The sequence below is a fragment of the Clostridium drakei genome, from assembly GCF_000633595.2.
GTDB classification, from domain to species: Bacteria; Bacillota; Clostridia; order Clostridiales; family Clostridiaceae; genus Clostridium_AM; species Clostridium_AM drakei.
Window position 1 is genome coordinate 1 of record NZ_JIBU02000060.1, and the last position, 26,957, is coordinate 26,957.

At 28.6% G+C, this 26,957-nt stretch carries 24 protein-coding genes and 2 pseudogenes; 19 read left to right on the plus strand and 7 right to left on the minus strand.

The genetic code is table 11. The annotated features are described in order from the left end of the window. Nucleotides 1–189: 189 nt before the first annotated feature. Nucleotides 190–375, minus strand: a complete 186-nt coding sequence (locus EG57_RS0222720) for a hypothetical protein (RefSeq protein WP_032079379.1) — start codon at nucleotides 373–375, stop codon at nucleotides 190–192. Nucleotides 376–656: 281 nt separating this feature from the next. On the opposite strand from EG57_RS0222720, the gene EG57_RS0222725 reads away from it, so the two are divergent. The 10 genes from EG57_RS0222725 (at nucleotide 657) to EG57_RS0222770 (ending at nucleotide 9,952) form a co-directional block, all read left to right on the plus strand. After that, entirely contained in the window at nucleotides 657–923 is a 267-nt protein-coding gene (locus EG57_RS0222725) for a metal-sensing transcriptional repressor (RefSeq protein WP_032079380.1), read from the plus strand. A 175-nt stretch (nucleotides 924–1,098) separates the two neighbouring features. Further along, nucleotides 1,099–3,759 carry a heavy metal translocating P-type ATPase gene (locus EG57_RS0222730; protein ID WP_032079381.1) on the plus strand — a complete coding sequence of 887 codons (2,661 nt, stop codon included), beginning with the start codon at nucleotides 1,099–1,101 and terminating at the stop codon, nucleotides 3,757–3,759. Nucleotides 3,760–3,805: 46 nt separating this feature from the next. Then, nucleotides 3,806–4,021, plus strand: a complete 216-nt coding sequence (locus tag EG57_RS0222735; protein WP_032079382.1) for a heavy-metal-associated domain-containing protein — start codon at nucleotides 3,806–3,808, stop codon at nucleotides 4,019–4,021. 286 nt (nucleotides 4,022–4,307) lie between these two features. Then, nucleotides 4,308–5,216: a DMT family transporter gene (locus tag EG57_RS0222740; RefSeq protein WP_032079383.1), complete on the plus strand. Its 909-nt coding sequence runs from the start codon at nucleotides 4,308–4,310 to the stop codon at nucleotides 5,214–5,216. 408 nt (nucleotides 5,217–5,624) lie between these two features. Next, nucleotides 5,625–6,020, plus strand: a complete 396-nt coding sequence (locus EG57_RS0222745) for a hypothetical protein (RefSeq protein WP_032079384.1) — start codon at nucleotides 5,625–5,627, stop codon at nucleotides 6,018–6,020. Between the two features lie 57 nt (nucleotides 6,021–6,077). Beyond that, complete coding sequence (locus EG57_RS25595; protein ID WP_052038055.1) at nucleotides 6,078–7,106, plus strand: efflux RND transporter periplasmic adaptor subunit; 1,029 nt, start codon at nucleotides 6,078–6,080, stop codon at nucleotides 7,104–7,106. Beyond that, on the plus strand, nucleotides 7,099–7,779 hold the full coding sequence (locus EG57_RS0222755; RefSeq protein ID WP_032079385.1) for an ABC transporter ATP-binding protein: 681 nt from the start codon (nucleotides 7,099–7,101) through the stop codon (nucleotides 7,777–7,779). The genes EG57_RS25595 and EG57_RS0222755 overlap by 8 nt, the downstream gene beginning before the upstream one ends. A gap of 2 nt (nucleotides 7,780–7,781) precedes the next feature. Next, nucleotides 7,782–8,981, plus strand: coding sequence for an ABC transporter permease (locus EG57_RS0222760; protein WP_032079386.1), 1,200 nt, complete (start codon nucleotides 7,782–7,784; stop codon nucleotides 8,979–8,981). A gap of 156 nt (nucleotides 8,982–9,137) precedes the next feature. Next, nucleotides 9,138–9,524, plus strand: coding sequence for a hypothetical protein (locus tag EG57_RS0222765; protein ID WP_032079387.1), 387 nt, complete (start codon nucleotides 9,138–9,140; stop codon nucleotides 9,522–9,524). Between the two features lie 77 nt (nucleotides 9,525–9,601). Then, on the plus strand, nucleotides 9,602–9,952 hold the full coding sequence (locus tag EG57_RS0222770) for an SdpI family protein (protein WP_032079388.1): 351 nt from the start codon (nucleotides 9,602–9,604) through the stop codon (nucleotides 9,950–9,952). A gap of 88 nt (nucleotides 9,953–10,040) precedes the next feature. Here the strand turns inward: EG57_RS0222770 and EG57_RS0222775 are convergent, their stop codons facing one another. Both EG57_RS0222775 and EG57_RS0222780 read right to left on the minus strand, forming a co-directional pair. After that, the gene (locus EG57_RS0222775; protein WP_032079389.1) at nucleotides 10,041–10,742 is read right to left on the minus strand and encodes a hypothetical protein; all 702 of its coding nucleotides are present in this window, start codon (nucleotides 10,740–10,742) and stop codon (nucleotides 10,041–10,043) included. A gap of 309 nt (nucleotides 10,743–11,051) precedes the next feature. Next, nucleotides 11,052–12,008 carry an L-lactate dehydrogenase gene (locus EG57_RS0222780; RefSeq protein ID WP_032079390.1) on the minus strand — a complete coding sequence of 319 codons (957 nt, stop codon included), beginning with the start codon at nucleotides 12,006–12,008 and terminating at the stop codon, nucleotides 11,052–11,054. 232 nt (nucleotides 12,009–12,240) lie between these two features. Here EG57_RS0222780 and EG57_RS0222785 point away from each other — a divergent pair, with 232 nt between their 5' ends. The 6 genes from EG57_RS0222785 (at nucleotide 12,241) to EG57_RS0222810 (ending at nucleotide 19,164) form a co-directional block, all read left to right on the plus strand. Beyond that, a complete protein-coding gene (locus EG57_RS0222785) occupies nucleotides 12,241–13,638 on the plus strand; it encodes a membrane protein (protein WP_032079391.1) in 1,398 nt (465 codons plus the stop codon). Nucleotides 13,639–13,905: 267 nt separating this feature from the next. After that, nucleotides 13,906–15,474, plus strand: a complete 1,569-nt coding sequence (locus EG57_RS0222790; RefSeq protein ID WP_032079392.1) for a spore germination protein — start codon at nucleotides 13,906–13,908, stop codon at nucleotides 15,472–15,474. Between the two features lie 5 nt (nucleotides 15,475–15,479). Continuing rightward, a complete protein-coding gene (locus EG57_RS0222795; protein WP_032079393.1) occupies nucleotides 15,480–16,673 on the plus strand; it encodes a Ger(x)C family spore germination protein in 1,194 nt (397 codons plus the stop codon). A 4-nt stretch (nucleotides 16,674–16,677) separates the two neighbouring features. After that, the gene (locus tag EG57_RS0222800) at nucleotides 16,678–16,917 is read left to right on the plus strand and encodes a hypothetical protein (RefSeq protein ID WP_032079394.1); all 240 of its coding nucleotides are present in this window, start codon (nucleotides 16,678–16,680) and stop codon (nucleotides 16,915–16,917) included. A gap of 1 nt (nucleotide 16,918) precedes the next feature. Continuing rightward, the gene (locus tag EG57_RS0222805; protein WP_032079395.1) at nucleotides 16,919–18,025 is read left to right on the plus strand and encodes a GerAB/ArcD/ProY family transporter; all 1,107 of its coding nucleotides are present in this window, start codon (nucleotides 16,919–16,921) and stop codon (nucleotides 18,023–18,025) included. Nucleotides 18,026–18,063: 38 nt separating this feature from the next. After that, nucleotides 18,064–19,164: a GerAB/ArcD/ProY family transporter gene (locus EG57_RS0222810; RefSeq protein WP_032079396.1), complete on the plus strand. Its 1,101-nt coding sequence runs from the start codon at nucleotides 18,064–18,066 to the stop codon at nucleotides 19,162–19,164. A gap of 20 nt (nucleotides 19,165–19,184) precedes the next feature. Here EG57_RS0222810 and EG57_RS0222815 read toward each other — a convergent pair whose 3' ends face one another. Further along, a complete protein-coding gene (locus EG57_RS0222815; protein WP_032079397.1) occupies nucleotides 19,185–20,546 on the minus strand; it encodes a Na+/H+ antiporter NhaC family protein in 1,362 nt (453 codons plus the stop codon). Between the two features lie 42 nt (nucleotides 20,547–20,588). Next, the gene (locus tag EG57_RS0222820; protein WP_032079398.1) at nucleotides 20,589–21,158 is read right to left on the minus strand and encodes a TetR/AcrR family transcriptional regulator; all 570 of its coding nucleotides are present in this window, start codon (nucleotides 21,156–21,158) and stop codon (nucleotides 20,589–20,591) included. Between the two features lie 225 nt (nucleotides 21,159–21,383). On the opposite strand from EG57_RS0222820, the gene EG57_RS26655 reads away from it, so the two are divergent. Both EG57_RS26655 and EG57_RS0222825 read left to right on the plus strand, forming a co-directional pair. Continuing rightward, nucleotides 21,384–21,557, plus strand: coding sequence for a hypothetical protein (locus tag EG57_RS26655; RefSeq protein ID WP_162531438.1), 174 nt, complete (start codon nucleotides 21,384–21,386; stop codon nucleotides 21,555–21,557). Nucleotides 21,558–21,820: 263 nt separating this feature from the next. After that, a pseudogene (locus tag EG57_RS0222825) lies at nucleotides 21,821–23,209 on the plus strand (urease accessory protein UreH domain-containing protein); the annotation flags it as partial. 91 nt (nucleotides 23,210–23,300) lie between these two features. Here EG57_RS0222825 and EG57_RS0222830 read toward each other — a convergent pair. After that, nucleotides 23,301–24,668 carry a sensor histidine kinase gene (locus tag EG57_RS0222830; protein ID WP_032079399.1) on the minus strand — a complete coding sequence of 456 codons (1,368 nt, stop codon included), beginning with the start codon at nucleotides 24,666–24,668 and terminating at the stop codon, nucleotides 23,301–23,303. After that, entirely contained in the window at nucleotides 24,668–25,351 is a 684-nt protein-coding gene (locus EG57_RS0222835; RefSeq protein ID WP_032079400.1) for a response regulator transcription factor, read from the minus strand. The genes EG57_RS0222830 and EG57_RS0222835 overlap by 1 nt, the downstream gene beginning before the upstream one ends. A gap of 483 nt (nucleotides 25,352–25,834) precedes the next feature. Here EG57_RS0222835 and EG57_RS27400 point away from each other — a divergent pair. Continuing rightward, nucleotides 25,835–26,950: pseudogene (locus EG57_RS27400) on the plus strand (MFS transporter). Nucleotides 26,951–26,957: the final 7 nt, after the last annotated feature.

Consider the following 26,957-nt stretch of genomic DNA (forward strand, 5'->3'; position numbering starts at 1 on the left):
ACGTAATGCACTAAGAAGTAACTTTCAACTGTATGGAGACTGATATATGCTGTGAAGTGAGTTTCCCTTCACAGCATATATCAGTCGGAATACAGTTAAAAGTTACTTCGCTTACACACACGCTTGTGTCGCATAATTTTTATATTAAGGCTAAATTTTATATGTGCGAAAGTTGATTTAGTAATTAATTTATGTATGATCATTATACCAGCATTTACCACAAAATAAGCAAACTCTAGTGGAATAGTTACCACAATGACCATAGCTATCTCTTTTAGTTTCTTTTTCTGCTTTTGAGCCTGTTGCTATTCTTTTTATGAAATTTTTACTGCTTTTTTTATTTATACCATTAAAGTTCAATTTGGTGAATTTCATAATTTTGATCATCTTCTTTCCTAAATGTTGTTAAATTTTTTTGAATATAAATTAAATATTATAATGTAATATAAGTATTATATTACATTATAATCATAAATTCTGTAACAATGGTTACGAAATGTAAACTTAAAAAATAGGGTAGTGTTTAAGTGGAAATAGGGTACATTTTTATAGAATTGAAAGTTAAAATCAAATTATTTTCAAATTGATATTGAATTAAATTTAAGAATGATATATAATTAAATTACACCCCCTAGGGGGGTGGGGAGGTATGCAATATGAATGAAGAAAAAAAGAAGGCCATACAAGCTTTAAAAACTTCCAAAGGACAAATAGAAGGAATAATTAAAATGATTGAAGATGGAAGGTATTGTATTGACATATCTAATCAAATGGTTGCAGCACAATCATTATTAAAAAAAGCTAATTTACTTATCTTAAGACAACATCTTAATCATTGTGTAAAGGATGCTTTTATAAATAATAAGGGTAATGAAAAGGTAGATGAAATAATAGAATTACTAGCAAAATTATTAAAAGATTAGTATATAATTGAAAAGCTAGGTTGCAATGTGTTTGTTATATTAAGTTTAAATTTTGTATGTGTGAAAGTTGAATAATAAAATATTACTCTATAGGTTGTAATATTTTATAAAGAAACTAACAATATAAATATTAGTTTTAAAGTTATTCATATTTGAACAAAAGGGGGAAGAGATAATGATAAGCAGAACCTTAAAAATAGAAGGAATGAGCTGTGCAGCTTGCGCAAAAGCAGTAGAAAAAGTTTCGAAAAAACTACAAGGTGTAGAAAATGCTAGTGTTAATTTAGCAACAGAAAAATTGAATATAAACTTTGATGAATCAAAAGTTAAAGTTGAAGATATACAGTTAGCAATAGAGAAAGCTGGATACAAGGCGGTATCAGATGCTGCAGTTAAAACTTTAAAAATAGAAGGGATGACCTGTGCAGCTTGTACAAAGGCAGTAGAAAGAGCTTCGAAAAAATTAGATGGTGTATATGAAGCAAATGTAAATTTGGCAACAGAAAAGTTGAGCTTGAGTTTTGATGCTTCAAAGGTTACTGTTTTTGATATAAAAAAGGCAGTAGAAAAAGCTGGATATAAGGCAGCAGAAGAAGCAGTTAATAGAACCTTAAAAATAGAAGGGATGACCTGTGCAGCTTGTGCAAAAGCAGTAGAAAAAGCTTCGAAAAAATTGGATGGTGTATATGAAGCAAATGTAAATCTTGCTACAGAAAAATTAAATGTGAATTTTGAGCCTTCCAAAGTAAAGCTTTCGGATATAAAAAAAGCAATAGAGAAAGCAGGATATAAAGCTTTTGAAGAAGAAGTTTCTGTAGATACAGATAAGGAAAAAAAGGAGAAGGAAATAAAGGCATTGTGGAACAGATTTATAATATCCGCTGCATTTGGAATTCCACTTCTTATAATAGCTATGGTACCCATGATTGGTGAAAACATGGGCTTTATGCTTCCCAAGGTTATAGATCCAATGGATCATCCTGAAGCTTTTGTCATAATACAGTTACTTTTAGTATTACCTATAATGATTGTTGGCAGAAAGTATTTTACTGTTGGATTTAAATCATTATTTAGAAGAAGTCCTAATATGGATTCTCTTATAGCAATAGGTTCTTCTGCTGCCTTTATATATAGTGTTTTTGCAGCATATGAAATTTTTTTAGGGAATACTAACTATCATTTATATTTTGAATCAGCAGGTACAATACTTACTCTTATTACACTGGGTAAATATTTGGAGTCTGTTGCTAAAGGAAAAACTTCAGAGGCTATAAAAAAGCTCATGGGACTTGCGCCAAAGACTGCTATTATAGTTAAAGAAGATAAAGAAATAGAAATTTCTATAGATGAAGTTCAGGTTGGAGATATAATTGTAGTAAAGCCTGGTGAAAAGATACCTGTAGATGGAGAGGTTACGGAAGGAATCACTTCAGTAGATGAATCTATGCTAACAGGTGAAAGTATACCTGTAGAAAAAAGTGCTGGAGATAAAGTTATTGGAGCAAGTATAAATAAAAATGGCTCTATTAGATATAAAGCTACAAGAGTTGGTAAAGATACAGCACTAGCACAAATCATTAAATTGGTAGAAGATGCTCAAGGATCGAAGGCTCCTATTGCAAAATTGGCAGATGTAATATCAGGATATTTTGTACCTGTAGTAATGACATTAGCTGCAATTGGTGCTTTAGCATGGTATATATATGGTGAAAGTGGAGTATTTTCACTTACTATATTTATATCGGTATTGGTAATTGCTTGTCCTTGTGCTTTGGGATTAGCTACACCTACAGCTATCATGGTTGGTACTGGAAAGGGTGCTGAATATGGCGTACTTATAAAAAGTGGTACTGCACTTGAAACAGCACATAAAATTCAAACTATAGTATTTGATAAAACAGGAACTATAACCGAAGGTAATCCTAAGGTTACAGATATAGTTACAATTTCAGATATAGATGAAAACTATTTATTACAATTAGCAGCTTCAGGAGAAAAATCATCAGAGCATCCTTTAGGAGAAGCAATAGTTAAAGAAGCTGAAAATAGGGAAATTGAATTAAAAAAATTAGATTTATTTAAAGCTATACCAGGTCATGGAATAGAAGTTACCATAGAAAACAGTAAAATATTGCTTGGCAATAAAAAACTCATGGTTGAAAGTAATATTTCCTTAGAAAAATTGGAGAAAAAATCTCAGGCTCTAGCAAATGAAGGAAAAACGCCTATGTATGTTGCTGTTGAAAATAAGGTGATTGGTATAATTGCTGTGGCAGATACAGTTAAAGAACACAGTAAAAGGGCTATAGATAAGCTTCATTCTATGGGAATTGAAGTGGCTATGATAACTGGAGATAATAAGAAAACTGCTGAAGCTATAGCTAAACAGGTTGGAATAGATAGAATACTTGCAGAAGTTTTACCACAGGATAAAGCTAATGAAGTTAAAAAGCTTCAAAAAGAAAATAGAAAAGTTGCTATGGTTGGAGATGGCATAAATGATGCACCAGCTTTAGCACAAGCTGATATAGGTATAGCTATAGGTTTCGGTACAGATGTAGCTATGGAATCTGCAGATATAGTTTTAATGAGAAGTGATTTAATGGATGTAGTTACAGCTATAGATTTAAGCAAGAAAACTATTAAAAATATAAAAGAAAATTTGTTTTGGGCTTTTGGATATAATACTTTAGGAATCCCAATAGCTATGGGAGTACTGCATATATTTGGAGGACCACTTTTAAATCCAATGATAGCAGCACTTGCTATGAGTTTAAGTTCCGTATCGGTTTTAAGTAATGCTTTAAGGTTGAAAGGCTTTAAGCCATCAATATAGTATAGATTATCTATATAAAATTGTAAAATGAAAGGTGGAATAATTTATGAAAAAGAAGATAATTGTTGAAGGAATGAGTTGTGGACATTGCGTTAATCATGTAAAAACAGCGTTAGAGGAAATTAATGGTGCAACTAATGTATCTGTAGATTTAGATTCTAAAACAGCTGTAGTTGAAGCTAGTGGTGAAATTAAAGATTCTGACATTAAATTTGCTATTGAAGATGCAGGTTATGAAGTAGTTTCAATAGAACAAGCATAATATTCATATACTAAAATTAAATTTAAAAACATAAAGAAGCTGTTTTACTATGTAAATTGATTTATATGGTAAAATAGCTTTTTTGTAGTAATTACATTAATTTAACTTTGAATTTTATGGTATTTTCATATAAACTATTATAGTAAATGTTATAATCTATAAAGCGAGTAAAATGTGATTTTGTATGACATTGTGTATTTATGGAGCTATTTGAAATGTCTTCATAGTACCCTTTATAAAATTTTTAAACAAAAGAAGTTAATATAAAGAGTAAGGGTGATAATAAATGGAATTTCAATTAAGGATAAAAGGAATAATACTTGTAATTATAGGTGCTATGTTATGGGGAGTATCAGGTACTGCTGCTCAATATTTATTTCAACAAAAAGCCTTTACTGCAGAGTGGCTAACTGTAATTCGTTTATTACTATCAGGGGTAATATTATTATTATATGCTTTAATAAAAGAAGGACAAGATATATGGAAAATATGGAGTACTAAATACAATATACTTAGCCTTATACTTTTTAGTATTATAGGAATGTTAGGAGTACAATATACATATTTTGCTGCTATTAAGTATGGAAATGCAGCCACAGCTACAATACTTCAATATTTATCACCAGTAATAATCACTTGTTATTTAACTATTCGTACTAAAAAGATTCCAAGTCTGCAGGAAGTTTTAGCTATTGTTTTAGCAATGTTAGGTACATTTTTTATAATTACAAAAGGTAATATCCATAGTATATCGATTTCTAAGTTAGCATTATTTTGGGGAATTAGTTCTGCTTTTGCAGCAGCTTTTTATACACTTCAGCCTCATAAACTTCTTGCTAAATGGGGATCTACTCTTGTAGTTGGATGGGGGATGCTAGTTGGAGGAGTAGCCTTTAGTTTTATTCATGCACCGTGGAATTTTACAGGTACATGGTGCATTAATTCAATAATTGCAGTTATATTTGTAGTATTATTTGGAACTGTTATTGCCTTCTATTGTTATTTAGAAAGTTTAAAATATATAAAACCAACAGAAACAAGTGTATTATCTTCTGTGGAGCCTTTGTCTGCAGCTTTCTTATCTGTAATATGGTTACATGTTCCACTAGGTATATGGCAGTGGACAGGAACAATATGTATTATAACTACTATTATAATATTGTCATGTATGAAGAATAAGAAAGGCACGGCCTAATTTAATAACACTTTAAAATTATAGGTGGCATTGGCTGCCTATAATTTTTTCGTTTTTTAAAATTAACTGGAATTCAATAATTATAAAGAAATTATTAAGTTTAGAAGATTTTCAAAAAAAATTTATATAATAATATGTGTAGAAAATAGAAATAGCAAAGTTAAGCTTATTAATAGTGTGATGTTTAAGGTAATATTAAGGTTTCGCTAAGTTTAACTAAAGCATACTTATATAAGATTAAATATAGAAGCATAATTTGCATAATAAATGAAAGTTAATTAAGATAAGAGGTTGGTATGGAGGTGACTATGAATAATATAATCAATTCTTATATAACTTAGTATAAATTATGTTCTATTTTTGAGAATCATATAATTAAAATTAGAAAATAAGAAAAGAGGTAAAAAAATGGATTCTAAATTAAAAAGAGGTTGTTTGGTAAATGGTATTTTTATACTATTAATATTGGGTTCAATAATAAATATATGCAGTTTTTTTATAAATAAATTTATTGTAAAATTAGATCCTTCTTTAGCAAGTAGTAATACTTCAATAGCTATAACAACTGTAATAGGTGCAATATATTTAGTGGTACTTATAGGAGCTTGGCTTTGGAGTCAAATGTGTATATATGCTATACTCCCAGTGAAGCTTATATCTATTGTGTATAGTTTATCTTTGCAGAAGATTACCACTGGAGTGATTATAGGTTCTGTGATAGGTATTTTAATAAATTGTTTTTTTGTATACTCTTTATTAAAAATTCAAAAATTGAGAATGGAACAAAGTGTTCAAGGCAATTAGTTTAAGGTGCTTATTAGTACAAACCTTAATTACATACAGTGTACAAGGAGTGTTTAAATGAAGAAAAAGCAGCTTATTATAATCACAATAGTTACAATAATAATGATAGCTATAGTTTGTTTTGCAGGATTAAAGTCAAAACAAGCTAATAATAAAGATAAAAAAATTGAAAAATATACTATAACTTCATCAGAAAAGGTATTTATAGATGGAAAGATATCTCCTGAAATATCAAAAGATTTCTATTTAGATGCAGGTAAAGGTGTAGTTGATAAGGTAAAGGTATCAAATGGACAAATTGTTAAAAAGGGAGATGTACTATTTACATATAAAAATGATCAAATAGATGTACAAATAGAACAAGTAAAAAACCAAATAAAAACTATTGAAATGCAGAAAAATCAAAGTGGATTAATTAGTGAAAGTGAAAAGAGTTCCATTATTGATACTAAGTCAATAAATAATCAAGTTAGTGAACTTAAAAATCAAATAAATTCTCTTGAAAAGAAAAAATACATTGACATTGTGGCAGATTTTGATGGAAAAGCATATGTGGGTAATTCAGAACCTGATAAAAATGCACCTATATTAACTCTTAAAACAACTACATTTTATATAAAAGGAAAGGTTAGTGAAAAGGATCAGCCAAAGATAAAAGCTGGTGATCCAGTGAATATATTTATTATTTCTCTTAAAAAATCAGTAACTGGAAAGATTAACTTTGTAGGTGACAGACCAGTGACCTCAGATATAGCAGCAGCTGCCAATGCACAAGCACAAGGAAATATATCTTATTATGATGTAAATATAACTTGTGATAATCAACAAAATCTTACAGATGGATTTCATGTACAGGCAACTTGTAAGTTATCAAGTGAACCTATAAAAATTCCTAATGCTTCGGTTATAAAAAATGGTAAAGATTCATTTGTTTATAGAGTTGTAGAGAAAAAACTGAAAAAACAATTTGTAACTGTAGAAAAATCTGAAAATGGATATAGTATTATAAAATCAGGTTTAGCCGAGAATGATGTTATAGTAAAAAATGCTGCTGCAAGTTTGAAAGAAGGTCAATTAATTGAATAAGATAATAGAACTTAATAATGTACAAAAATATTATAAATTAGGTTTAAACAAGCTGCATGTACTAAAAAATATAAACTTTTCAATTGAACAAGGTGACTTTTTAATAATTATGGGAAAATCAGGCAGTGGTAAAACTACATTGATGAATATTTTAGGATTTTTAGATGACTTTGATGAAGGAGAATATATATTTAGTAAGCAAAATGTAACTAAGTTAAATGAAAATCAACGTTCAGAGTTTAGGAATAATTACATGGGTTTTATATTTCAACAATTCCATCTTATTGAATCATTAACAGTAGGACAAAACATAGAATTACCACTTTTGTATCAAAACAAATTATCCAAGAAACAAAGACATGAATTGGTTAAGGATCAGCTTGAGCTTGTAGGACTATCAAATAAGATAAATCAGAAGCCAAGTTTTCTTTCAGGAGGACAACAGCAGCGTATTGCTATATCAAGAGCATTAGTAAATAATCCATCTATTATATTTGCTGATGAGCCTACAGGTGCATTAGATAGTGGAACAAGCAGAGATATTATGAATATTTTAGAAAAGCTTAATAATGAAGGAAGAACAATTGTTATGGTTACTCATGATTTAGATTTAAGACCATATGGAAATAAGATTATTTCTATACAGGATGGTTTTCTTGTACAGGAGGTTTGATTATGTCAATAATCAATTTGATAAAGGCAGCAGTATTAAGTGTAAAATCTCATAAGTTGCGTGTATTTTTAACTATGGTAGGTATAATTATAGGGATCAGTTCTGTGGTTACTATATTAGCTATTGGTGAAGGTCTTAAAGCTCAAGTAACACAATCAGCCAAAGATACTTCAGTAAATAAAATAACTGTATATTTTGAAGCAGAAAATATAAATATGGATGGTTTAGAAAAAAATAGTGAACTTGAAGAGCACTTTAATAAAGGAGATTGCTTGGAGCTTAAAAAAATTGATGGAATACAAAATGTTGAACCTAATCAAGGTATGATGGGAAATAACACTATAACAGCTAATGTAACTTATTTTGATAAAAATACAACATTATTTATAAATGAGTATAATGATAAAAAATTAAATGTAGAATATGGAAGGGATTTTAGTAAAGAAGATTCTAAAATAAATTCTATTGTATTGAGTAATAAAGATGCAAAAAAACTTTTTGATCCTGTTGATAAGGCTATAGGTTCAGGAATCAATGTAAATGGAGTTATGTTTGAGGCAATAGGAGTACAGGCACCTGTTGACATAGCCTCTTTGGATATTAATTTAAGCTCTAGTACTATAGAAAAACATTCAATGGAAGAAATTAATTCTGACAAATCCTTTGACAGCATAAATATATACATCAATAGTAAAAGTAATAAAGATCAAATATTTGAAAATGTACAAAAACAACTAAAGCTTTCTCATCCAGAAGTTAAGGGTGAATATAAGCTTCAAGATCCAGAGGCAATAACAAAAGCTTTTGAAAAAATAATAAGTGGAATAACTATGTTTATTGCTTTTGTTACAGGAATTTCCTTATTTGTTGGTGGAGTTGGAGTTATGAATATTATGTATGTTTCTGTAACAGAAAGAAGAAAAGAAATTGGTATTCGAAGAGCCATAGGAGCAAAGCCAATAAGTATTCTTATGCAATTTCTATTTGAATCAATTATAGTAACAGGTATGGGTGGAATTATTGGAATACTTCTAGGGTACTTATTATCTAAAATAATAGGAGTATTTTTGCCATTTAAACCTATATTAACAATTGGCAGCTTTATTGGAGCAACATTAACTTCTGTAATTACAGGTATTGTATTTGGAATCATTCCTGCTTACAATGCTTCAAAATTAGATCCTATAAAAGCTATAAGGTAATAATTAACTCAATTTTTGCAAATATAAGGTTTTGATAAGCTAATTGCAAAAGTTGAGTTATTAATATTTAAAAGTATTACAGATCAGTATATATTTAGATGAGTTTACATATAAAATCAGTTATAATAAAGAAAGTAGTATGGAAGAGGGGATAACTTGAAAAAAGATATATTATCAGTTTTGACCAAAATACTTTATATTGTATTTATAATTGAAACTATAATTTTGATGTGGATAGTTTATAATCATATAGTTGGAAAAGTAGCCCTATACTTTGGAATATCATATATATTTTTAACTTTATTTTTAATTGTATATGTTTCCATTGTGACAATTTTTAATTTGAAAAAGTTTAAATGGTATTATGTAAGAAAAAGGGTTTTTAGCTTTTTTATTTTATTTATTGTATTTGGAGCTTTAAACTATACATTTGATTATATTTTTAGGCCTTCAGGCATGAATTTATTTAGAAATATTTCTATTGCATTAGGTTTGGCATTTGGAATTTCTTTTAGTGATGTTGTATTAAAAAAAGTTAAGTAAGTGTGTATGGTACATGTTCTGAATTATGGTATAATCTAAGTGAAAATTATAATATGCTAAAAAGGAGGAATTGTATTATGTTACATTCTGAGTATTTAATAGGAGCAATTCTCATTACCTTTGGAGTTATACTTAAATTGTTTCCCCCGGAGCATATAAATAGCTGGTATGGTTATAAAACACCATTTTCTATGAAAAATAAGGATATATGGAACGAAGGAAATCATTTTGCAGCAATTCTACTTGTATACATTGGTGCTTCATCTTTAATAGTAGCAGTAATATGTGATGTAATATATATAGGTGACTTTGATAGGGCGTTTAAGAATTCAACAACTATATCAATAATAGGACTTTTATGTTTCATACCATTAACAGAAATTCACTTAAGAAGGTTGTTCGATAAAAATGGGAATAGAAAGATGTGATTCTTATATATTAATAGATATGATAAATTAAAAAAATCAAAATTTGATTTAAATAAAAAACAGATTTTGATTTTTTATAAAATTTAAATTATCTATTTGAATTAATTAAATTTGTATTAAAATTATTAAATAGATTTTTATTATAATTTTTAGCAACTTTTTTTTGTAAGTTTGCAGCATTAGGGTTTGTTTCAGACATTAAATCCAATCTTTTAGTTTCTGCTTCTTTTTGCTTTGTTAATTTTCTGAAATTTTCTTGTAATATTTCATTAAGATCTATAGGTGAGAGCTTGCCAGGTTCCTTTTTGTATTTTGAGTCGGAATCCGAATTTGACTTTGAATTAATAGGTTCAGTAATTGCTCCACTAAAAAAATCACCGTTTTTATCAATACCAGTAACAGTAGATACTACTCTCCTACCCTGTAGAGCATACATACTTTTTAGCCAAGCTTCTGCGGCAGGCTCCCATTGAAGTTTTGCTTCTAAATCTTCTGCAGCTTTAGGGTCAGAGGCTACCTTTTTTAAATAAGTAGGGTCTATTCTAACATTTCCTAAACCCTTAACATCAGGAGGCATAAGTTTACCGGGTGCAAGACCTCCTAATCCTACTTGAAATTTTAAATTAGGAAATTTGCTGGAAAGTTCTTTAATATAATCATCTACAGAACTATTTTTAGTATTAGATGTTAATTCAGTAGTCAATTTTGAAGCAGCTGTAGTATCAGTATTTTTTGTTTCAATGTTATTATTTAAATTATAATTATAATTAGTAGATAATACTGATGTCATAAAAATTCCACCTTTCTTTAAATGTGTCTAATTAACTTTTTATCAATAATGTTAATATAATATTTGATTACTTTCTTTGTGTAGTAAATTGGATTATTTAACATTTTTAAACTAAATATTCCTATTTATTGTATCGAGTTTAAAAGAAAATACTTTAACTTAAGGTGATGAAATAGTATTGGTGCACAGTGAAAATGTTAAAAATATTTATAGCTAATGCATATAAAAAATTGCTGACAAACATATATTTTATCAGTAATTTTTTTCTTTTACATGAAGTTTATTTATTAACCAAATGAATCATATGTTTTATATAATATTTTCTATACTACTAATATAATTTTTTATGTTCAAGGCTGAACTATGTAAAAGTTGAATTTCTGATGGAGAAATAGGAAGTTTTACAATTTTTTCTACACCATTTTTCCCTAAAACTGCAGGTGTTCCCATGAAAATGTCACTTATGTCATACTCACCTTTAAAGAAAGTTGAAATAGGTAGTACTATTTTTTTATCTAAAATAATTGCTTCAATTATTTTAGAAAGACACATGGATATTCCAAAGCAGCTGTGTTCATCACAATCCCTTATATCCCAACCGGCTCTTTTAGTTTTATTTTCTAAGAAGCCTTTAACTTTTTCATCAAAATTCTTATTAGAAAATTTTTTAATGTAGTCTTTAATGGGAATATTATTTATCTTTGTCTGACTCCATAAGGCTACCTGTGAATCACCATGTTCTCCAATTACACATGTTTCAATTTGGCTGGAGTTTATGTCATAGTAATCTCCAATAAAATATTTTAATCTTGAGGTATCAAGAAGAGTTCCCGTGCCAATAATGTGATTTGAGGGAAAAGAAGAAAGCTTAAAAGCTGTGTAAGCCATAATATCTACTGGATTGGTGACAAGTACTATGATGCAATCCTTATTATATTTTATTATGTTACAGATAATTGATTTGTATATTTCAATATTATCCTTTAGTACATCTAGTCTGGAACCATTTTTCCCTGCAACTTGTCCCACAGTAATGGCAACAATGTGAGAATCTTTTATATCTTCATAGCTGCCACTTCTTACTCTAGTATTTCCAAATAATGCAGCACCATGAGAAATATCTATGGCTTTACCCTCAGCTTTATTTCTATTTCTATTTATAATAACAATTTCAGATGCAACATTACATTGCATAAGATTAGAAGCAGTTTGTCCACCAATAGAACCTGCTCCAATAATAGATACTTTTACATTTTTAATAGTCATGATATACCTCCGTAAATAGTTGTCATATATTTAATATTATTTTAATTTTACTCTTATTTTAAAATTTAAACTATATCAAATAAAAATACTTATAATGTATTTGAAGTTAATATTTTATTTTTTAACATAGTATAAATTTTATTTAAATATTATATTGCTATAGTATGCAATATCACTTTATATATGAGTAATGCATAATCTATTAGTAAAATAATTTTAAAAGAGGGAAAAGATGAGCGTAGTAATAACACCCCTTCACTATATCTATTTAATTTTTATATTTATAATTATTGCAGCTATGGCTAAGAAAAGAGACATCTCATTAATTTGCATATTGGGTATATTTTTACTTGGATTAATAGGTACAGGTTCTTTGTATCATTCTACTATGGGAGTGTTTAATAGTTTTGTTTATGCTACTAAAGAACTTATGCCGACTATATTTATTATATCAGTTATTGTTGCTATGAGTAATGTCTTAATAGAATCTGGTATAAATGAAGAAATAGTAGCTCCTTTTAAAGGAATAATAAAAAATTATTGGATTGCATATTGGGTTATTGGTATAGTTATGATGATACTTTCTTGGTTTTTTTGGCCATCTCCAGCAGTAGCTTTAATAGGAGTGTTATTCTTACCTATAGCAAAAAAGGTAGGACTTCCAGCTATAGGAGTGGCGATATCAATGAATTTGTTTGGTCATGGTGTAGCGTTGTCAGGTGACTATATAATTCAAGCAGCACCTAAGCTTACAGCAGATGCAGCAGGCATACCAGTATCTAGTGTGGTTAGTGCAAGTATTCCTTTAGTAATTACTATGGGATTAGTAACTACTATAACAGCATTTTATTTACTTAGGAGAGATATTAAATTACAAAAAATATCTACAGAATATACAATAGAAGAGGAAAGTGACGAGAAGAAACCTAATAATTTAGTAGTTCTCTCAAAGAATTTTAAGAGAATTTTGGCATTAATAACTTTGTTATTATTTGCAATAGATATATTTGTGATGTATACTGCTAAACTACAGGGAGGAGATGCTACTGCACTTATAGGTGGAACAGCTATATTTATAATGAGCTTCCTATCTATAGTAACATATAAAAATGAAGCTTTAGAAAAAATAACAAATAATCTTGTTAAAGGATTACAGTTTGGTTTTAAAATATTTGGTATAGTTATACCTATAGCTGCATTTTTTTATTTAGGAGATTCAGCTTTTACTGAAATATTTGGAAAAATATTACCAGCTCATTCTAATGGTATAGTTAATGATTTAGGTGTATGTTTAGCTAATTTAGTACCTCTTAATTCTGCAATTGCATCTACAACTCTTACTATAGTTGGTGCAATTACAGGCTTGGATGGATCAGGATTTTCAGGAATATCTTTAGCAGGTTCTGTAGCAAAGCTATTTTCTACAGCTTTAGGTGGAGGAGTAGCTACTCTTACTGCATTAGGGCAAATAGCAGCTATATGGGTTGGTGGAGGAACTATAATACCATGGGCTGTAATACCTGTAGCAGCTATATGCGGAGTGGATCCTTTTGAGTTAGCTAAGAAGAATCTAAAGCCAGTTATTATAGGTTTGATTGCTACAACAATAGTTGCCATGTTTATTATATGAATTAGAAATAATAAATATACATGAAATGAAAAATTAGAGTATTTTTTGAAGATGCTCTAATTTTTGTTAGTTTTATGAAGATGCATGCCATGTTTCTAGAAAATACATTGACTACTGTTTTTATTTTGTAGAATTATAATTGGAGAATTTATGAGTTAGAATTACTAAGGAACTTCTTACTTAGAAATTTGTGTATTAATAAGAATATATTTTGATACATTTACAAAACATATAGCAAGGCACTTTAAATATAAGGAGATTGCAGCAATGAAATTTTTCAAATCAAGATCTACAAATAATATAAATCAAAATAATGCAAGTATAAAAATTAACAAAGATATAAATGAAAATGTAAATAGAATAAAAATTGATTTTAGCGGTATTAGTGATTTTAAAATTGATTATTTCACGCTCGATAGTAACGAAGATTTTGTTTGTGCAACTATATGTATTAAAAGTTTAACTGACAAAATAATTATGAATTCATTATCGTTAGAACTTTCAAGACTAAAAATAGACTTTGACAATTCAAAACATAATATAGATTTTGATATATTAGTAAATTATTTTTCTGGTATAAGAGATTTAAAAGAGGATGATGATTATGGAAATCTTTATGCTGAGCTGCTTTTAGGTAATATTGTATTTTTAGTTAATGGATATGATAAATTTTTTTCAATAATAGCTAATACTGATGAAGGAAGAAGTATTCAGGAGGCAACTTCGCAGACAATAATAAGAGGACCTAAAGACTCATTTACAGAAAAATTAAGTATCAATGTTTTGCTTATTAGAAAGAGAATAAAAAACAAAGGGTTAAAAATGGAGAATTTATTTTTAGGAAGTATAACCAAAACAGCAGTAAATATAATGTATATTGATAAAATAGCCAAAGATGATATTGTACAGGAAATAAAAAATAGACTTAATAAAATAGAAATTGATGCTGTATTAGAAAGTGGGTATATTGAAGAATTAATTAAGGATGATAGATATTCCATATTTCCTACATTCTTAAATTCAGAAAAACCTGATTCTGTTGTTGCGGCTTTGTTAGAAGGAAAAGTAGCAATTTTAGTTGATGGAACACCTTATGTATTGACAGCTCCTGCAATTATGTTTGAATTTTTCCAATCAAGTGAGGATTATTATCATCATTACCTTATATCTTCAATGATGCGTTTTTTAAGATTTATTGCTTTTTTATTAACTCTTTTAACACCAGCGACATACATAGCAATAACAACATTTCATCAAGAAATGATTCCTACACCATTACTTATAAGTATAGCTGCCCAAAGAGAAGGCGTTCCTTTTCCAGTTTTTATAGAAACCTTAGCTATGGAGTTTGTATTTGAAATAATAAGAGAAGCAGGTATAAGAATGCCAAGAGCTGTAGGATCAGCCATTTCAATAGTAGGAGCATTAGTGCTTGGTCAGGCGGCAGTGGAAGCTGGTATTGTATCAGCTTTTATAGTAATTATTGTTTCAATAACAGCAATATCAAGTTTTGCTATACCTAATTATGAAATGTCAAATGCAATAAGGTCGATAAGGTTCATTTTGATGTTTTTAGCAGGGGCACTTGGATTATATGGTGTGTTTATGGGATTAATTATATTAGTACTTCATTTATGTAAAATAAAGTCTATAACAGTTCCATATTTAACTCCAATTGCACCAAGGGTGAAAGGTGGAAATAAAGATACATTCTTCAGATTTCCACTATGGAAAATGAAATGCAGACCAGCAGGAATTGGCAATACTATTGCTTCACGAGTAAATGAGAAGGATGCTGCAGACTTAAATCAAAAGAAAAAACCAGAATTAAGGTGATATATATGAATTTTAAAAAGATATTAATTACTTTTATTTTAATACCAAGTATATGTTTTACTGGATGTTGGAGCAGTAAAGAACTAAACACTCTTGCAATTGTTGTGGCAACTGGCATTGATAAAACAGAAAAGGGATATTTAATTTCAGAACAAGTTATAAACCCAAGAGTCATAGCTTCCCAAAAAGCAATAGATCAGTCGCCAGTTGTTTTATATACAGGAGAGGGAAGAGATTTGGAAGAAGCAATAAAAAGTATTGCAGCAAAATCACCAAGAGAAATATATAATTCACACCTTAAAATGGTGATATTCGGTAACAAGGTTGCAGAAAGTGGAATAAAGGATATAGTTGATTATTTTGCACGTGATTATCAATATCGTACTGATTTTTATTTTGCAATAGCTAAAAATAAAACTGCAAAGGAAGTTTTGGAAGTACTAACTCCTATGGAGTCCATACCTGGAATTTCTATGTATAATTCACTTAAATTATCTGGTGAGACTTGGGCAACTACAAAGTCCATAAGAATTATTGAGCTTATTAATTCTATTGTTTCTGATGGAAAAAATCCTGTTATTGCAGGTATTGATATTACTGAAGGGGAGACTTTCCCAAAATCTATAGAAAATTTAAAAGAAAGTGGAGAAATTAAAAAAATAGAATATTCTAGCTTAGGAGTTTTAAAAAAAGATAGACTTGTAGGATGGTTAAATGAAGATGAAAGTAAAGGATATAATTATATTGTTGGAGATGTAAAGAATACAGTAGATCATACATATTACGGAGATAAAGTGAAAATTACAGGTGATGTTATAGATTCCAAATCAGATATAAAAGCTTCCATAATAAATAATAAACCTGTTATTAATGTAAAAATAGATGTAAAGCAAAAGATTGGAGCAGTAGAAGGTGATTTTGATGTTTCAAAGGAAGAAAATAAAGATTTAGTAAATAGATTAAGTGAGCAAAAAATAGAATTAATATGTAAAGAAGCATTAAATAAAGCACAAAATGATTTAAAAAGCGATATCTTTGGTTTTGGAGAGGCAGTACATAGAAAAAATCCTAAGTTATGGGCAAAGATTAAAGATAAATGGGATAGTGAATTTGTACATATACCTGTTAACATTACAGTTAATGTGAAAACTAATCAGCTTGGAGAAATAACAAAGTCATTTTTTATTAAGGAGAAATAGTAATATGGCGATAGTATCTATTTTATCTGTATTGGCATTCAGCACAATATTAAGTATTGTGGAAATTCCCAAAATGTTAAGAGAAAAACTTTATAGAGAACTGTATACATTTATAGTATTGCTTGTATTTGGTACAGTACTTGCAATACTAAAAAGTCTTAATGTTGATATACCTAACCCTTCGGACTTTGTACAATGGGTGTATTCTCCTTTTAGTAGTATTATAAAAGAATTATTAAAATGAGGTGGTTACTATAAATAAAACTAGAATAACAAATCACCAGTTATTTTCACTAACGGCAAATTATTCATGTGGTACTTCTATTATTGTTGTGTCTGCTAGTCTTGCAGGAATAGCAAAACAAGATGCATGGATTTGTACAATATTAACACCTCTATTTGGTTTGTTTTTTGTCTGGATGTATTATTATTTAGCTAGTCTATATCCTAATAAATCCTATGTTGATATAATTTGTTCAGTATTTGGAAAATGGTGTGGAAGTTTTATATCTGCTGCTTTTGTGTTTATTTGTTTACTAGATGTACCACAAATTACATGGTATGTTGGAAATTTTATTAAAACACAAAGTTTAATAAATACTCCTATATATGCAGTGAACACCATTATAATTATTGCTCTTGTGATAGGAGCATTATATGGTATTGAAGCAATAGCACGTGCTTCAGAGATATTTGTTTATATTGTTTCATTTATGTTTATATTGTCACTTATGCTGGTTAGTCCTAATGCTAAGTTTGAAAATTTATTGCCCGTTTTAGAAAAGGGGATTACGCCTGCTTTAAAGGGAGCAGTTCTTTTATCAAGTTATACTACCTGGCCATTAGTTGTTTTAAATATGATATATCCACTAAATGTCAATAATATAAAAAATGCACGTAAGCCTTTATTTATAGGATATTTATGGGGATCTTTTATTATTCTCATGTATAACAGTATGTCCATTTTAGTTTTAGGCAGCAATATTGCGGCAAATTCAGCATTTCCAACATATGTTCTTGCAAAAGAAATTAATGTTGGTATTGTTTTTACTAGGATGGAAGCAATCATATCAGCAGCTTGGATTATAACATTGTTTTCTAAGGCATTACTATATTTTTATGGAGGGGTTATAGGAATTTCACAATTACTTGGACTTAAGGATTATAAAAGAATAGTAGTACCACTTGGATTAATATTTGTGGTGTTTTCTAATGTTGTTTATCCAAATAGTACATATGAAGCGGAATGGGATAGTACTACCTGGGTATTATGGATAGGTACTTTTGCTGTTGTATTGCCAATAATTATATTAATCATAAGTATAATAAAAAATAAAATGAGAGTAAAGTGACCTAATGTATTATGTAAAATTTTTTATGAGGTATTAGCATGAATAAAATAAAAATCACAAATCATCAATTATTTACATTAACTGTTAGTGCTTCATTTGGAGGCACAATTATTATATTGAATGCTGTAATAGCAAGTATATCAAAACAAGACTCATGGATTGCAGTTTTACTTACACCTGTAATAGGTATACCAATATTATGGATATATTGTTTTTTGGGAAGCAAATATCCCAATATGACATTTATAGGAATAATGAGAGAGATATTAGGGAAGTGGGTTGGATCTATTATCTCAGCAGGGTATGTATTTTTATGTATAATGACTAGTTATTGTATCCCTTGGTATATTGGCAACTTTTTAACCACTGAAGCTATGTCCAAAACACCAGTATACATAATTAACTTAATATTTGTATTTGGGATTGTAATTGGAGTACTGTACGGCCTAGAAACAATTGCACGAGCATCTGAAGTATTTATATTTGTTTCTTCTTTTTTGTTTATCATTTCAATGCTTTTTGTATTGCCTAATGCTAAGTTTGAAAATTTGCAACCTGTGCTTGAAAATGGTATTATTCCAATTTTAAAGAGTGCAGTTTTTTTGATATGTTATCTTACATTTCCTGTTATTAGTATAATGATGATCTATCCAATAAATACTAATAATACAGTAGAAGCTAGAAAATCGATTTTAAAAGGATATATATGGTCGTGCTTTTTGTTTTTTATTGCTATGTTTATGTCAATATTAGTGTTAGGTAGCAAAATAACATCTGTAGTACAGTATCCTACATATTTGCTTGCTAAGGAAATAAATGTTGCCATTGTATTTACTCGTATGGAATTTATAATTGCTGGAGTATGGATTACTACAGAGTTTATGATAAATATAATATTTTTTTATTCTGGGATAACAGGACTTTGTGAATTATTAGGATTAAAAAATTATAGGATGTTAGTTATACCACTTGGGTTAATTGTATCAATAGTATCAGAATTTGTTTATAAAGATACTATTTATCAAGGAAAGTTTAATGCTTTTGGATGGGCTCCTTATGGTATGACATATGGTCTTATTATCCCGGTTTTGTTAATTATTGTTTGGAAAGTAAAAAATATGTTGTACAAAAAAATTTAAAGCATGAGGTAATTCAGTAATTATGATTGATGGAATTTAGAAACACAATAAGCAAAAATAAATGTAATTAAAGGTGAAATATAACATAATATTGCATAAGGAGCATAGGCTGTAGTAGGAATTCCAGTTGTTATAAATATAAATAATGAATTTACATTCCATGGAATAAGGGGAGCAATAATTGCACCGGTGTCAGCCATAGTTCTAGCTAAAGTAGAATTATTAATCCCTAGCTCTTTATATTTATTGCTTAAAAGTTTTCCAGGAAGTATTATGCCAACACTTTGATCACTTATGGCTGTTAAGGCACCGCTTATTAATCCTGTTTTCAAAATAAGTTCTTCACTTGATTTAATTTTAAAAGTTATTTTCTTAATTATAGGAATTATAAGCCCAGTTTCTTGAAATATGCTGCTTAAACCAACTGCACCTGCTATTATAAGCAGTACAGGTATCATAGACACCATACCGCCGCTAACTAATACTGTATTTAACTGAACAGAATTGGTATTTATACTGTAACCACTTAATACAGCTGTGATAATATGATTAAAGTTTGTCTTTTGAAAAACAATAGAAACAACTATTCCAGCAATTAATGCTAAAAATACTGATTTTAACATTTTAATTCCTAAAAATGACATGATTATAATACTTAAGGGCAGAAGAAATATTAAAGGTGAAACAACAAAGTTTTTATCAATAGCATATATAAATGTATCTATATTAGAATTTGCAGCAACTATACTGTATTTTTTTCCTATAAGATAATATATTGATGCAGATATAAAATAAGTTGGAATTAATGTCTTTAGTATGGATATTATGGCTTCCTTATAGTTTATTTTTACAGTTTCAAGGGTAAGATTAAAAAGATTTGATAATGGAGAGCTTTTATCTGCTATAAAAGCTCCTGAAACTATGGCCCCTAAAAGAATATAATTGGGTATACCAAATATTTTTGATAGTGCTAATAATGCAATTCCTATACTGCTTATGGTTCCAAATGCCGTACCCATAAATATTGATACTATTGACGTAAGTACAAAAGCAGAAAGTAGAAAATTTGTACCCTGCATATATTTAAGTCCATAATACAGCATAGTTGGTACAACTCCAGAAGACATCCATATGGAAACCATGGCTCCAATTAGAAGCATTAAAATAAAAAGAGATTTACATTCATAAAGTCCTTTTTTTATCATGTTTAAAAGCTCAATTATTGAAAAGCCGCTTTTTACACACAAGTATATGGAAACAATTATGCTAGCAGCAAAACCATAAAATAAGGATACATTTAATATAATACAGCTAGTGATTGAAATAAGGGTAAATATTAAAATGATGTAAGTGTATTTTTCGGAAATTTTATTTTCATTCATGTACTATCCCACCAATCCTTTCTAAATGAAAATTTTAAGAATTTAATCATTGATTAAGCCGTTCCAGTATATCTCCCATGAAACTTTAAATTTTTGATTAAATCTTTCAATTCCTCCATACATTAATGCTACCAGTAGTCCATCCAAAATAGTCAAAAAAGAAAGGGTAGATCTTTCAGCTTTTTGTGAAAAAGCTTCTTCACTTAAAAATAATTCATTTAGTAAATTTTCAAGTTCTGAAAAGTATAACTTGAAATTATAAACCACTTCTTCTCTTAAATGAACTGGCGGCATATAAGCCATACGCAGTACAAATTTCATATTGCATTCTTCATTGTTTACATATCGTTCTTTAAACTTTAATATAAAATCTTCCAAATAGCTTTTTAAGTCAGAATGATAATGAGAAAAAAACTGATGTAAAAATTTAGTTTCTTCGTCAATAACTTCTTTCATAACTGTAAGAAATAGTTCATCCTTACTTTTAAAATGAGAATAAATTGATTGCTTTTTTATTCCAACTTCTTGAGCAATATCAGAAAGTGAAGTGCCATCGTAACCTTTTTCTGTAAAGTTTAGTAGAGCAGCTTTCTTTATTTCCTTAATGGTCATTTAAGTTCCTCCTTACGACCGTTCGTAAATTTATTTCATAATATAATAAATATTTGGAAAAGTCAACCTTAAAAATGTTAATATTTGTTGTTAAGGTAGACTTATGGTTACAGAATATATGATGTAGTTTGCATTAAGTAATGTTAATAATATAAATATTTTTAATTAGGGAAACACAAAATAAAAATATGTATTTATTTAAAGAAATAATAAGGAAGTGAAGTTATGGATAAAAATAAATGTATTAATAATAGTGGCTTAATATCAAAATCCTACTGCCTTGATTCAACTTATGAAACAAAATTTACCTTTGAAGGTGATATTATAGAAGGTCCAGCAGTAACAAGATTAAATCACTACGGTGAAGGAAAAAATACTATTGATTCAAATGTATTTTAGATATGTTTTACAATATTAAAAGAAAATAAAATTAAAGTATGATAAAAGGTGAAAATAGTATTTTAAGCTAAAGTTCACCTTTTATTTATAAATTTATAGGGTTACTTAAAAAGTATATTTGAAATTTCTTCATAACTTCTACATAACTATTATGTATATTATAATCATTAAATATGTTTGTACTATAAGGAATACACCTATATGTACTTATTAAACAAAAATATAAAAATTTCATAGTAATAATATACTAATGAGGTGAATTTATGAGTATAAAAAATATAAGATTAAAAGTATATAATATGACATGTACATCTTGTGAAAAAAGTATAGAAAGAACATTAAAAAGATTAGTAGGAGTTTTTAATGTTAAAGCCAATTATAATGAACAATGCGTAGAAATAGAATATGACTCTGAACTTTGCAGCTTAAAGGATATAAAAAACTCTATACATAGTGCAGGTTATAGCACTGAAAAATCTTCTAATCTAGGGATTGCTGGAATATTAATAGTGGTGCTCACTATTATTTTTATAGGTAATTCTACTGGTGGTTTTGATATGAACAACATGCTTAAAGGAGCCACATATTTTGTACTCTTTGTAGTGGGAGTGCTTACTTCTATACATTGTGTAGGAATGTGTGGTGGAATAATGATTTCTCAAAGTTTATCCAATGAGAGTACTAATAAATTTCAAGCAATTAAACCTGCACTTCTCTATAATATTGGAAGAGTAATATCTTATACAATATTAGGTGGAATTATTGGTGCTTTAGGATCTATACTTTCACTATCTATAAAAACTCAAGCTGCTCTTCAAATTTTTGCTGGTTTATTCATGATTATTATGGGATTTAACATGGCTGGCTTTGGTTTATTTAGAAGGCTTCAAATAAGACTTCCTTGGAACTTTTGTTATTTAAAAAATAAACCTAAAACTCCACTTATTATAGGAATTTTAAATGGATTAATGCCTTGTGGACCTCTTCAAACTATGCAATTATATGCACTTGGTACGGGTAGTGCTGCTAAAGGTGCAATTTCCATGTTTATATTTGCTTTAGGTACAGTGCCTTTAATGTTAACTTTTGGCACAGTTTCAGGACTATTGAATAGAGGATATACTAAAAAAGTTTTAAAATTTAGTGGAGTCCTTGTAATAGTTTTAGGGCTTATAATGGGTAATAGAGGTTTATCTTTAGCGGGAGTAAATGTAGCTGAAACTATAATTTCTCCTTTAACTGGAAATAATGAATCACTTGCAGCTAGTTACAATAGCACAAAAGCTGTTTTAAATGATGAAATCCAAGTTGTGAATATTACTGCAGATGGAAATGGATATACACCTAATGTTATATATGTAAAAAAAGATGTACCTGTTAAATGGACAATAGATGGAAAACAAATTAATTCTTGTAACAATGTAATTATAGTACCAGCTTTGAATATAAAAAAGCAGCTTGATAATGGTGAAAATATAATAGAATTTACACCAAAGGATAAAGATATAAATTTTAGCTGTTGGATGGGTATGATAACAGGAGTAATTCGAGTAGTGGACAACCTAGATTCTGTTGATACATCTAAACCAGATCCTTCTGCTCCACCAACTGGTGGAGGAAATTGCTGCAGTTTTATGTCTGGCGGCAATTCAACAAATAAGCAATAAACTCTAAGTATATATAGAATATACATAAAATAGCCTAATGAAAAATTGCTTTAATCATTAGGCTGTTTTTAAAATGTTAATTAATTGCCTTAAATCTTATAGTAAATATAGATCCTTTCCCTTCTTCGCTTTCAACGTTAATTGAAGCTGAATGTAAAGTTAAAATATCCTTTACTATGGTTAAACCTAGTCCGCTCCCTTCAATTTTATTTCTACTTTTATCTCCTCTATAAAGTCTTTCAAATATAAAAGGTAAATCTTCCTTCCGAATTCCCATTCCAGTATCTCGTATAACAACAATAATTTCTTCTTTTACTTTAGTTAAATTAACCCAAATTTTTCCGTTAATATTTGAAAATTTTATTGCATTAGATAGAATGTTAATAAATACTTGTTTTAATTTATCTGTATCTCCAAATATATTATAGTTTTTACCTGATTTAGTATTGAAGATTAGTTCTATGTTTTTTTCATTTAATGCAATTGAAAAATCATCACATATTGAAGATAACAGCTCATTTAAAGGTACTTTTTCCTTATTAATAGAAATTGTTTCTGACTCAAATTTTTTTAGGGTATTTAGATTATTTAAAAGTTTACCAAATCTAATAACTTCATCATTTAAAGCTTCTAGTTGTTCTGTATTTACAGGGAAAATTCCATCAATCATAGCTTCTAAGTTATTTTGAAGAATATTTAATGGAGTTCTTATTTCATGAGATATGTCAGAAATTAGTCTTTTTCTTAATAGGTCTTGATGCTTAAGTTTTTCCCCTAAAGTATTTATGCTGCTTTTAAGTTTTTCAATTTCCAATATGTCTGTTTTTACACTAGTTCTAGAATTATAATCTCCATTAGATAGGTTTACAGATATATTAGATACTTCTCTTATGGGAACTGAAAATTGTTTTGAAATATAAAGGCTTATAATTATTACAATGAGAAGACTTAAAAAGATACTAGCACCAATTCCCTTATTAATGGATAACTTAAAATTTATGTCTTCAGTAGATAATAATACTGAAGAATATTGGCCTATTTCTACATATCCAACAATACTTCCATTATATTTAATTGGAAAACTGTTTGTAATATAAACACCACTTTTATTACTTAAAGCTTTAAAATGTTCTTTTCCTTTAATGTCCTTTGGGTCCATCATCCAGATTGTTTTTTTATTTGAATCCAGGAGAGTTAAGCAATAATCACTCATATATGCTTCATGCCTCATTTCATTTCCCGAATTTGATGTCCATTTTTTATCACTTTTATAAACTTCTTCGAAGTACTGCACTATTCTATTATTCCTCTTATTTTGAATATCTACCATATACTTATTGAATTTATTGTTTATTGTAACATTTACAAAAATAGCAGTTAGAAGTGCAGCTAATACAGAGCAGATTAAAATTATAATACTCAGTTTTTTTCTAATACTATACATTAGCTCTCACCACCAAACTTATAGCCAAGTTTCGTAACTGTTAGTATATACTTAGGATTTTTATTATCTTCTTCTATTTTTTTTCTTATATTTTTTATATGAACATCTACTGTTCTATCAAAACCTTCAAAATCCATACCGAAAACCCTATCAATTAATTGTTCTCTAGTAAGAACTTTTCCTTTATTTATTGCAAGAGCGTATAAAATATCAAATTCATTAGGAGTTAGAGAAACTTCATGACCTTTAACTTTTATAATTCTGCCATCTTTGTTAATTTCTAAATTTCCATTATCAAAGGATAAAATGGAACTATTATTTGATACCAATCTTCTAAATAGGGAATTAACTCTTGCAACCAATTCCCTTGGACTAAAAGGTTTAACCAAATACTCATCAGCACCAGTATTAAGACCTTCTATTCTATCTTCTAATGCAGATTTAGCAGTAACCATAAATATATATACATCAGATTTATTTCTTATAATTTTACATATTTCTTCTCCTTGAATATCTGGCAGCATTAAATCAAGTATTATCAAGTTAAATTCAATTGAATCAAATAATTCCAAAGCTTTTAGCCCAGTAGTTGATGTATATACTTCGTAACCTTCTTTTTCTAAATAAGCCTTTTGGACATTAGATATTTTTTCTTCATCTTCTACTATAAGAATTTTATTCATATTAGTCACCTCAAGTCATATTAATATACTATTCTTTATAATAGCTAAATTTTATAAAGATTATATGTAGATTATAAAATTTATAGTAACTTCCTATGCAGCACAATATAAAATCTTCATATACTTAACTTATAGTATATATAAATTAAAAACTTTAATCTATAGATTTAGTATTATCAAGTCGATAAGAGGCGAGAGGACAATTGAGATAGGACAGTGAAGGCGGATTTTTCTCTGCTGCACTACAAAAAAATCCTTAATTTAAAAGAGACTCATCTTCATTGTCCTCTGAAAAGTTGAGAAATGAACAATTTAATATGTAATCACATAAGATGATACTGTATGAAAATATAGAAATTGGAAATGATTCATGGTAAATATGGTTAAATGTGATAAAATACAAAATGAAGGAAGTGGAAAATTTTGAAAAAAGGTACTTTTACTAGTTATGAAATTAGCTTTATTGTAAGTTTAAGTATTGCAATGGCTTTAAGACAGCTTGCTATGGTTATGATTCTTCCGTTCATGTCTGTGTATGGTAACACATTATTGTATAATACACCAGTACTGGTAGGTATAGCTCTTGGAATATATGGTTTGATTCAAGGGATTATGCAGATGCCTTTTGGCAGTTTAAGTGATAGAATTGGAAGAAAAAATGTACTTACCATTGGGTCACTATTTTTGGCATCAGGACTAGCATTAGCTGCAATAGCGGATAATATATATCTTCTTATAATAGCAAGAGCTCTGCAAGGCATAGGAGCAATTGCTGCTGTTTGCTTTTCTTGGATTGGTGATAATATTCCAGATGAAAAAAGAAATCAGTCAATGAGTATTGTTGGTATGTTTAGTGGATCTGCAGCGGTAATAGGATTTGTTGGAGGCCCATTTTTATATAATATAATTTCAGTTCCTAAAATGTTTGCAGGTTGTTCAGTATTAGTATTTTTGTCATGGATTTATATAGTTATATTTATTAAAAAAGATAAAGCTAAAGAAGCACATTAAGAAAGAAATAAAGTAGACTATATAGGATTATTGAAAAATAAGTTATTTACAAAGCTGTCCATTTCAGGTTTTATTATAAGTTATACTATGGTAAGTATTTTTTATATTATTCCTCAATTATTAGAAAAAAGTGTTGGTGTAGCTTCTATGTGGAAAGTATTTTTACCAGCCACTTTAATAGGTATCATTGTTATGAGTATTTTTTCAAAGCAAGCAGACAAAGGAAAATTGTCACAAGCAGCACTTATTTCTTTTATAAGTATTTTAATTGGGGGAGTATGTCTTTTCTTTACTAATTTTTATAGTATTCTCATAGGAACAACCATCTTCATGGCAGGATATATGAGTCTTAATGCACTATTACCAGGGAGTGTAACAAAGCTTTCTACCAAGGATACCAGAGGAACTGTTACCGGTGTTTATAACACAATACAATTTGTTGGTTCATTTGTAGGGGGATCATTAACAGGTTTATTGTGGGGGATAAATAACCATTTACCAACTGTATTTATTATTATGATAAGTATATTAGGATGTATTATTGTTAGAAAATTGGAGTTTAAAGACAATGATGTACCTGCTCATTAAATAAATT

Coding starts and splice junctions, on each gene's coding strand:
- EG57_RS0222720 (WP_032079379.1), bottom strand. CDS start 375: ATGAAATTCACCAAATTGAACTTTAATGGTATAAATAAAAAAAGCAGT.
- EG57_RS0222725 (WP_032079380.1), top strand. CDS start 657: ATGAATGAAGAAAAAAAGAAGGCCATACAAGCTTTAAAAACTTCCAAA.
- EG57_RS0222730 (WP_032079381.1), top strand. CDS start 1,099: ATGATAAGCAGAACCTTAAAAATAGAAGGAATGAGCTGTGCAGCTTGC.
- EG57_RS0222735 (WP_032079382.1), top strand. CDS start 3,806: ATGAAAAAGAAGATAATTGTTGAAGGAATGAGTTGTGGACATTGCGTT.
- EG57_RS0222740 (WP_032079383.1), top strand. CDS start 4,308: ATGGAATTTCAATTAAGGATAAAAGGAATAATACTTGTAATTATAGGT.
- EG57_RS0222745 (WP_032079384.1), top strand. CDS start 5,625: ATGGATTCTAAATTAAAAAGAGGTTGTTTGGTAAATGGTATTTTTATA.
- EG57_RS25595 (WP_052038055.1), top strand. CDS start 6,078: ATGAAGAAAAAGCAGCTTATTATAATCACAATAGTTACAATAATAATG.
- EG57_RS0222760 (WP_032079386.1), top strand. CDS start 7,782: ATGTCAATAATCAATTTGATAAAGGCAGCAGTATTAAGTGTAAAATCT.
- EG57_RS0222770 (WP_032079388.1), top strand. CDS start 9,602: ATGTTACATTCTGAGTATTTAATAGGAGCAATTCTCATTACCTTTGGA.
- EG57_RS0222775 (WP_032079389.1), bottom strand. CDS start 10,742: ATGACATCAGTATTATCTACTAATTATAATTATAATTTAAATAATAAC.
- EG57_RS0222780 (WP_032079390.1), bottom strand. CDS start 12,008: ATGACTATTAAAAATGTAAAAGTATCTATTATTGGAGCAGGTTCTATT.
- EG57_RS0222785 (WP_032079391.1), top strand. CDS start 12,241: ATGAGCGTAGTAATAACACCCCTTCACTATATCTATTTAATTTTTATA.
- EG57_RS0222790 (WP_032079392.1), top strand. CDS start 13,906: ATGAAATTTTTCAAATCAAGATCTACAAATAATATAAATCAAAATAAT.
- EG57_RS0222795 (WP_032079393.1), top strand. CDS start 15,480: ATGAATTTTAAAAAGATATTAATTACTTTTATTTTAATACCAAGTATA.
- EG57_RS0222800 (WP_032079394.1), top strand. CDS start 16,678: ATGGCGATAGTATCTATTTTATCTGTATTGGCATTCAGCACAATATTA.
- EG57_RS0222810 (WP_032079396.1), top strand. CDS start 18,064: ATGAATAAAATAAAAATCACAAATCATCAATTATTTACATTAACTGTT.
- EG57_RS0222815 (WP_032079397.1), bottom strand. CDS start 20,546: ATGAATGAAAATAAAATTTCCGAAAAATACACTTACATCATTTTAATA.
- EG57_RS0222820 (WP_032079398.1), bottom strand. CDS start 21,158: ATGACCATTAAGGAAATAAAGAAAGCTGCTCTACTAAACTTTACAGAA.
- EG57_RS26655 (WP_162531438.1), top strand. CDS start 21,384: ATGGATAAAAATAAATGTATTAATAATAGTGGCTTAATATCAAAATCC.
- EG57_RS0222830 (WP_032079399.1), bottom strand. CDS start 24,668: ATGTATAGTATTAGAAAAAAACTGAGTATTATAATTTTAATCTGCTCT.
- EG57_RS0222835 (WP_032079400.1), bottom strand. CDS start 25,351: ATGAATAAAATTCTTATAGTAGAAGATGAAGAAAAAATATCTAATGTC.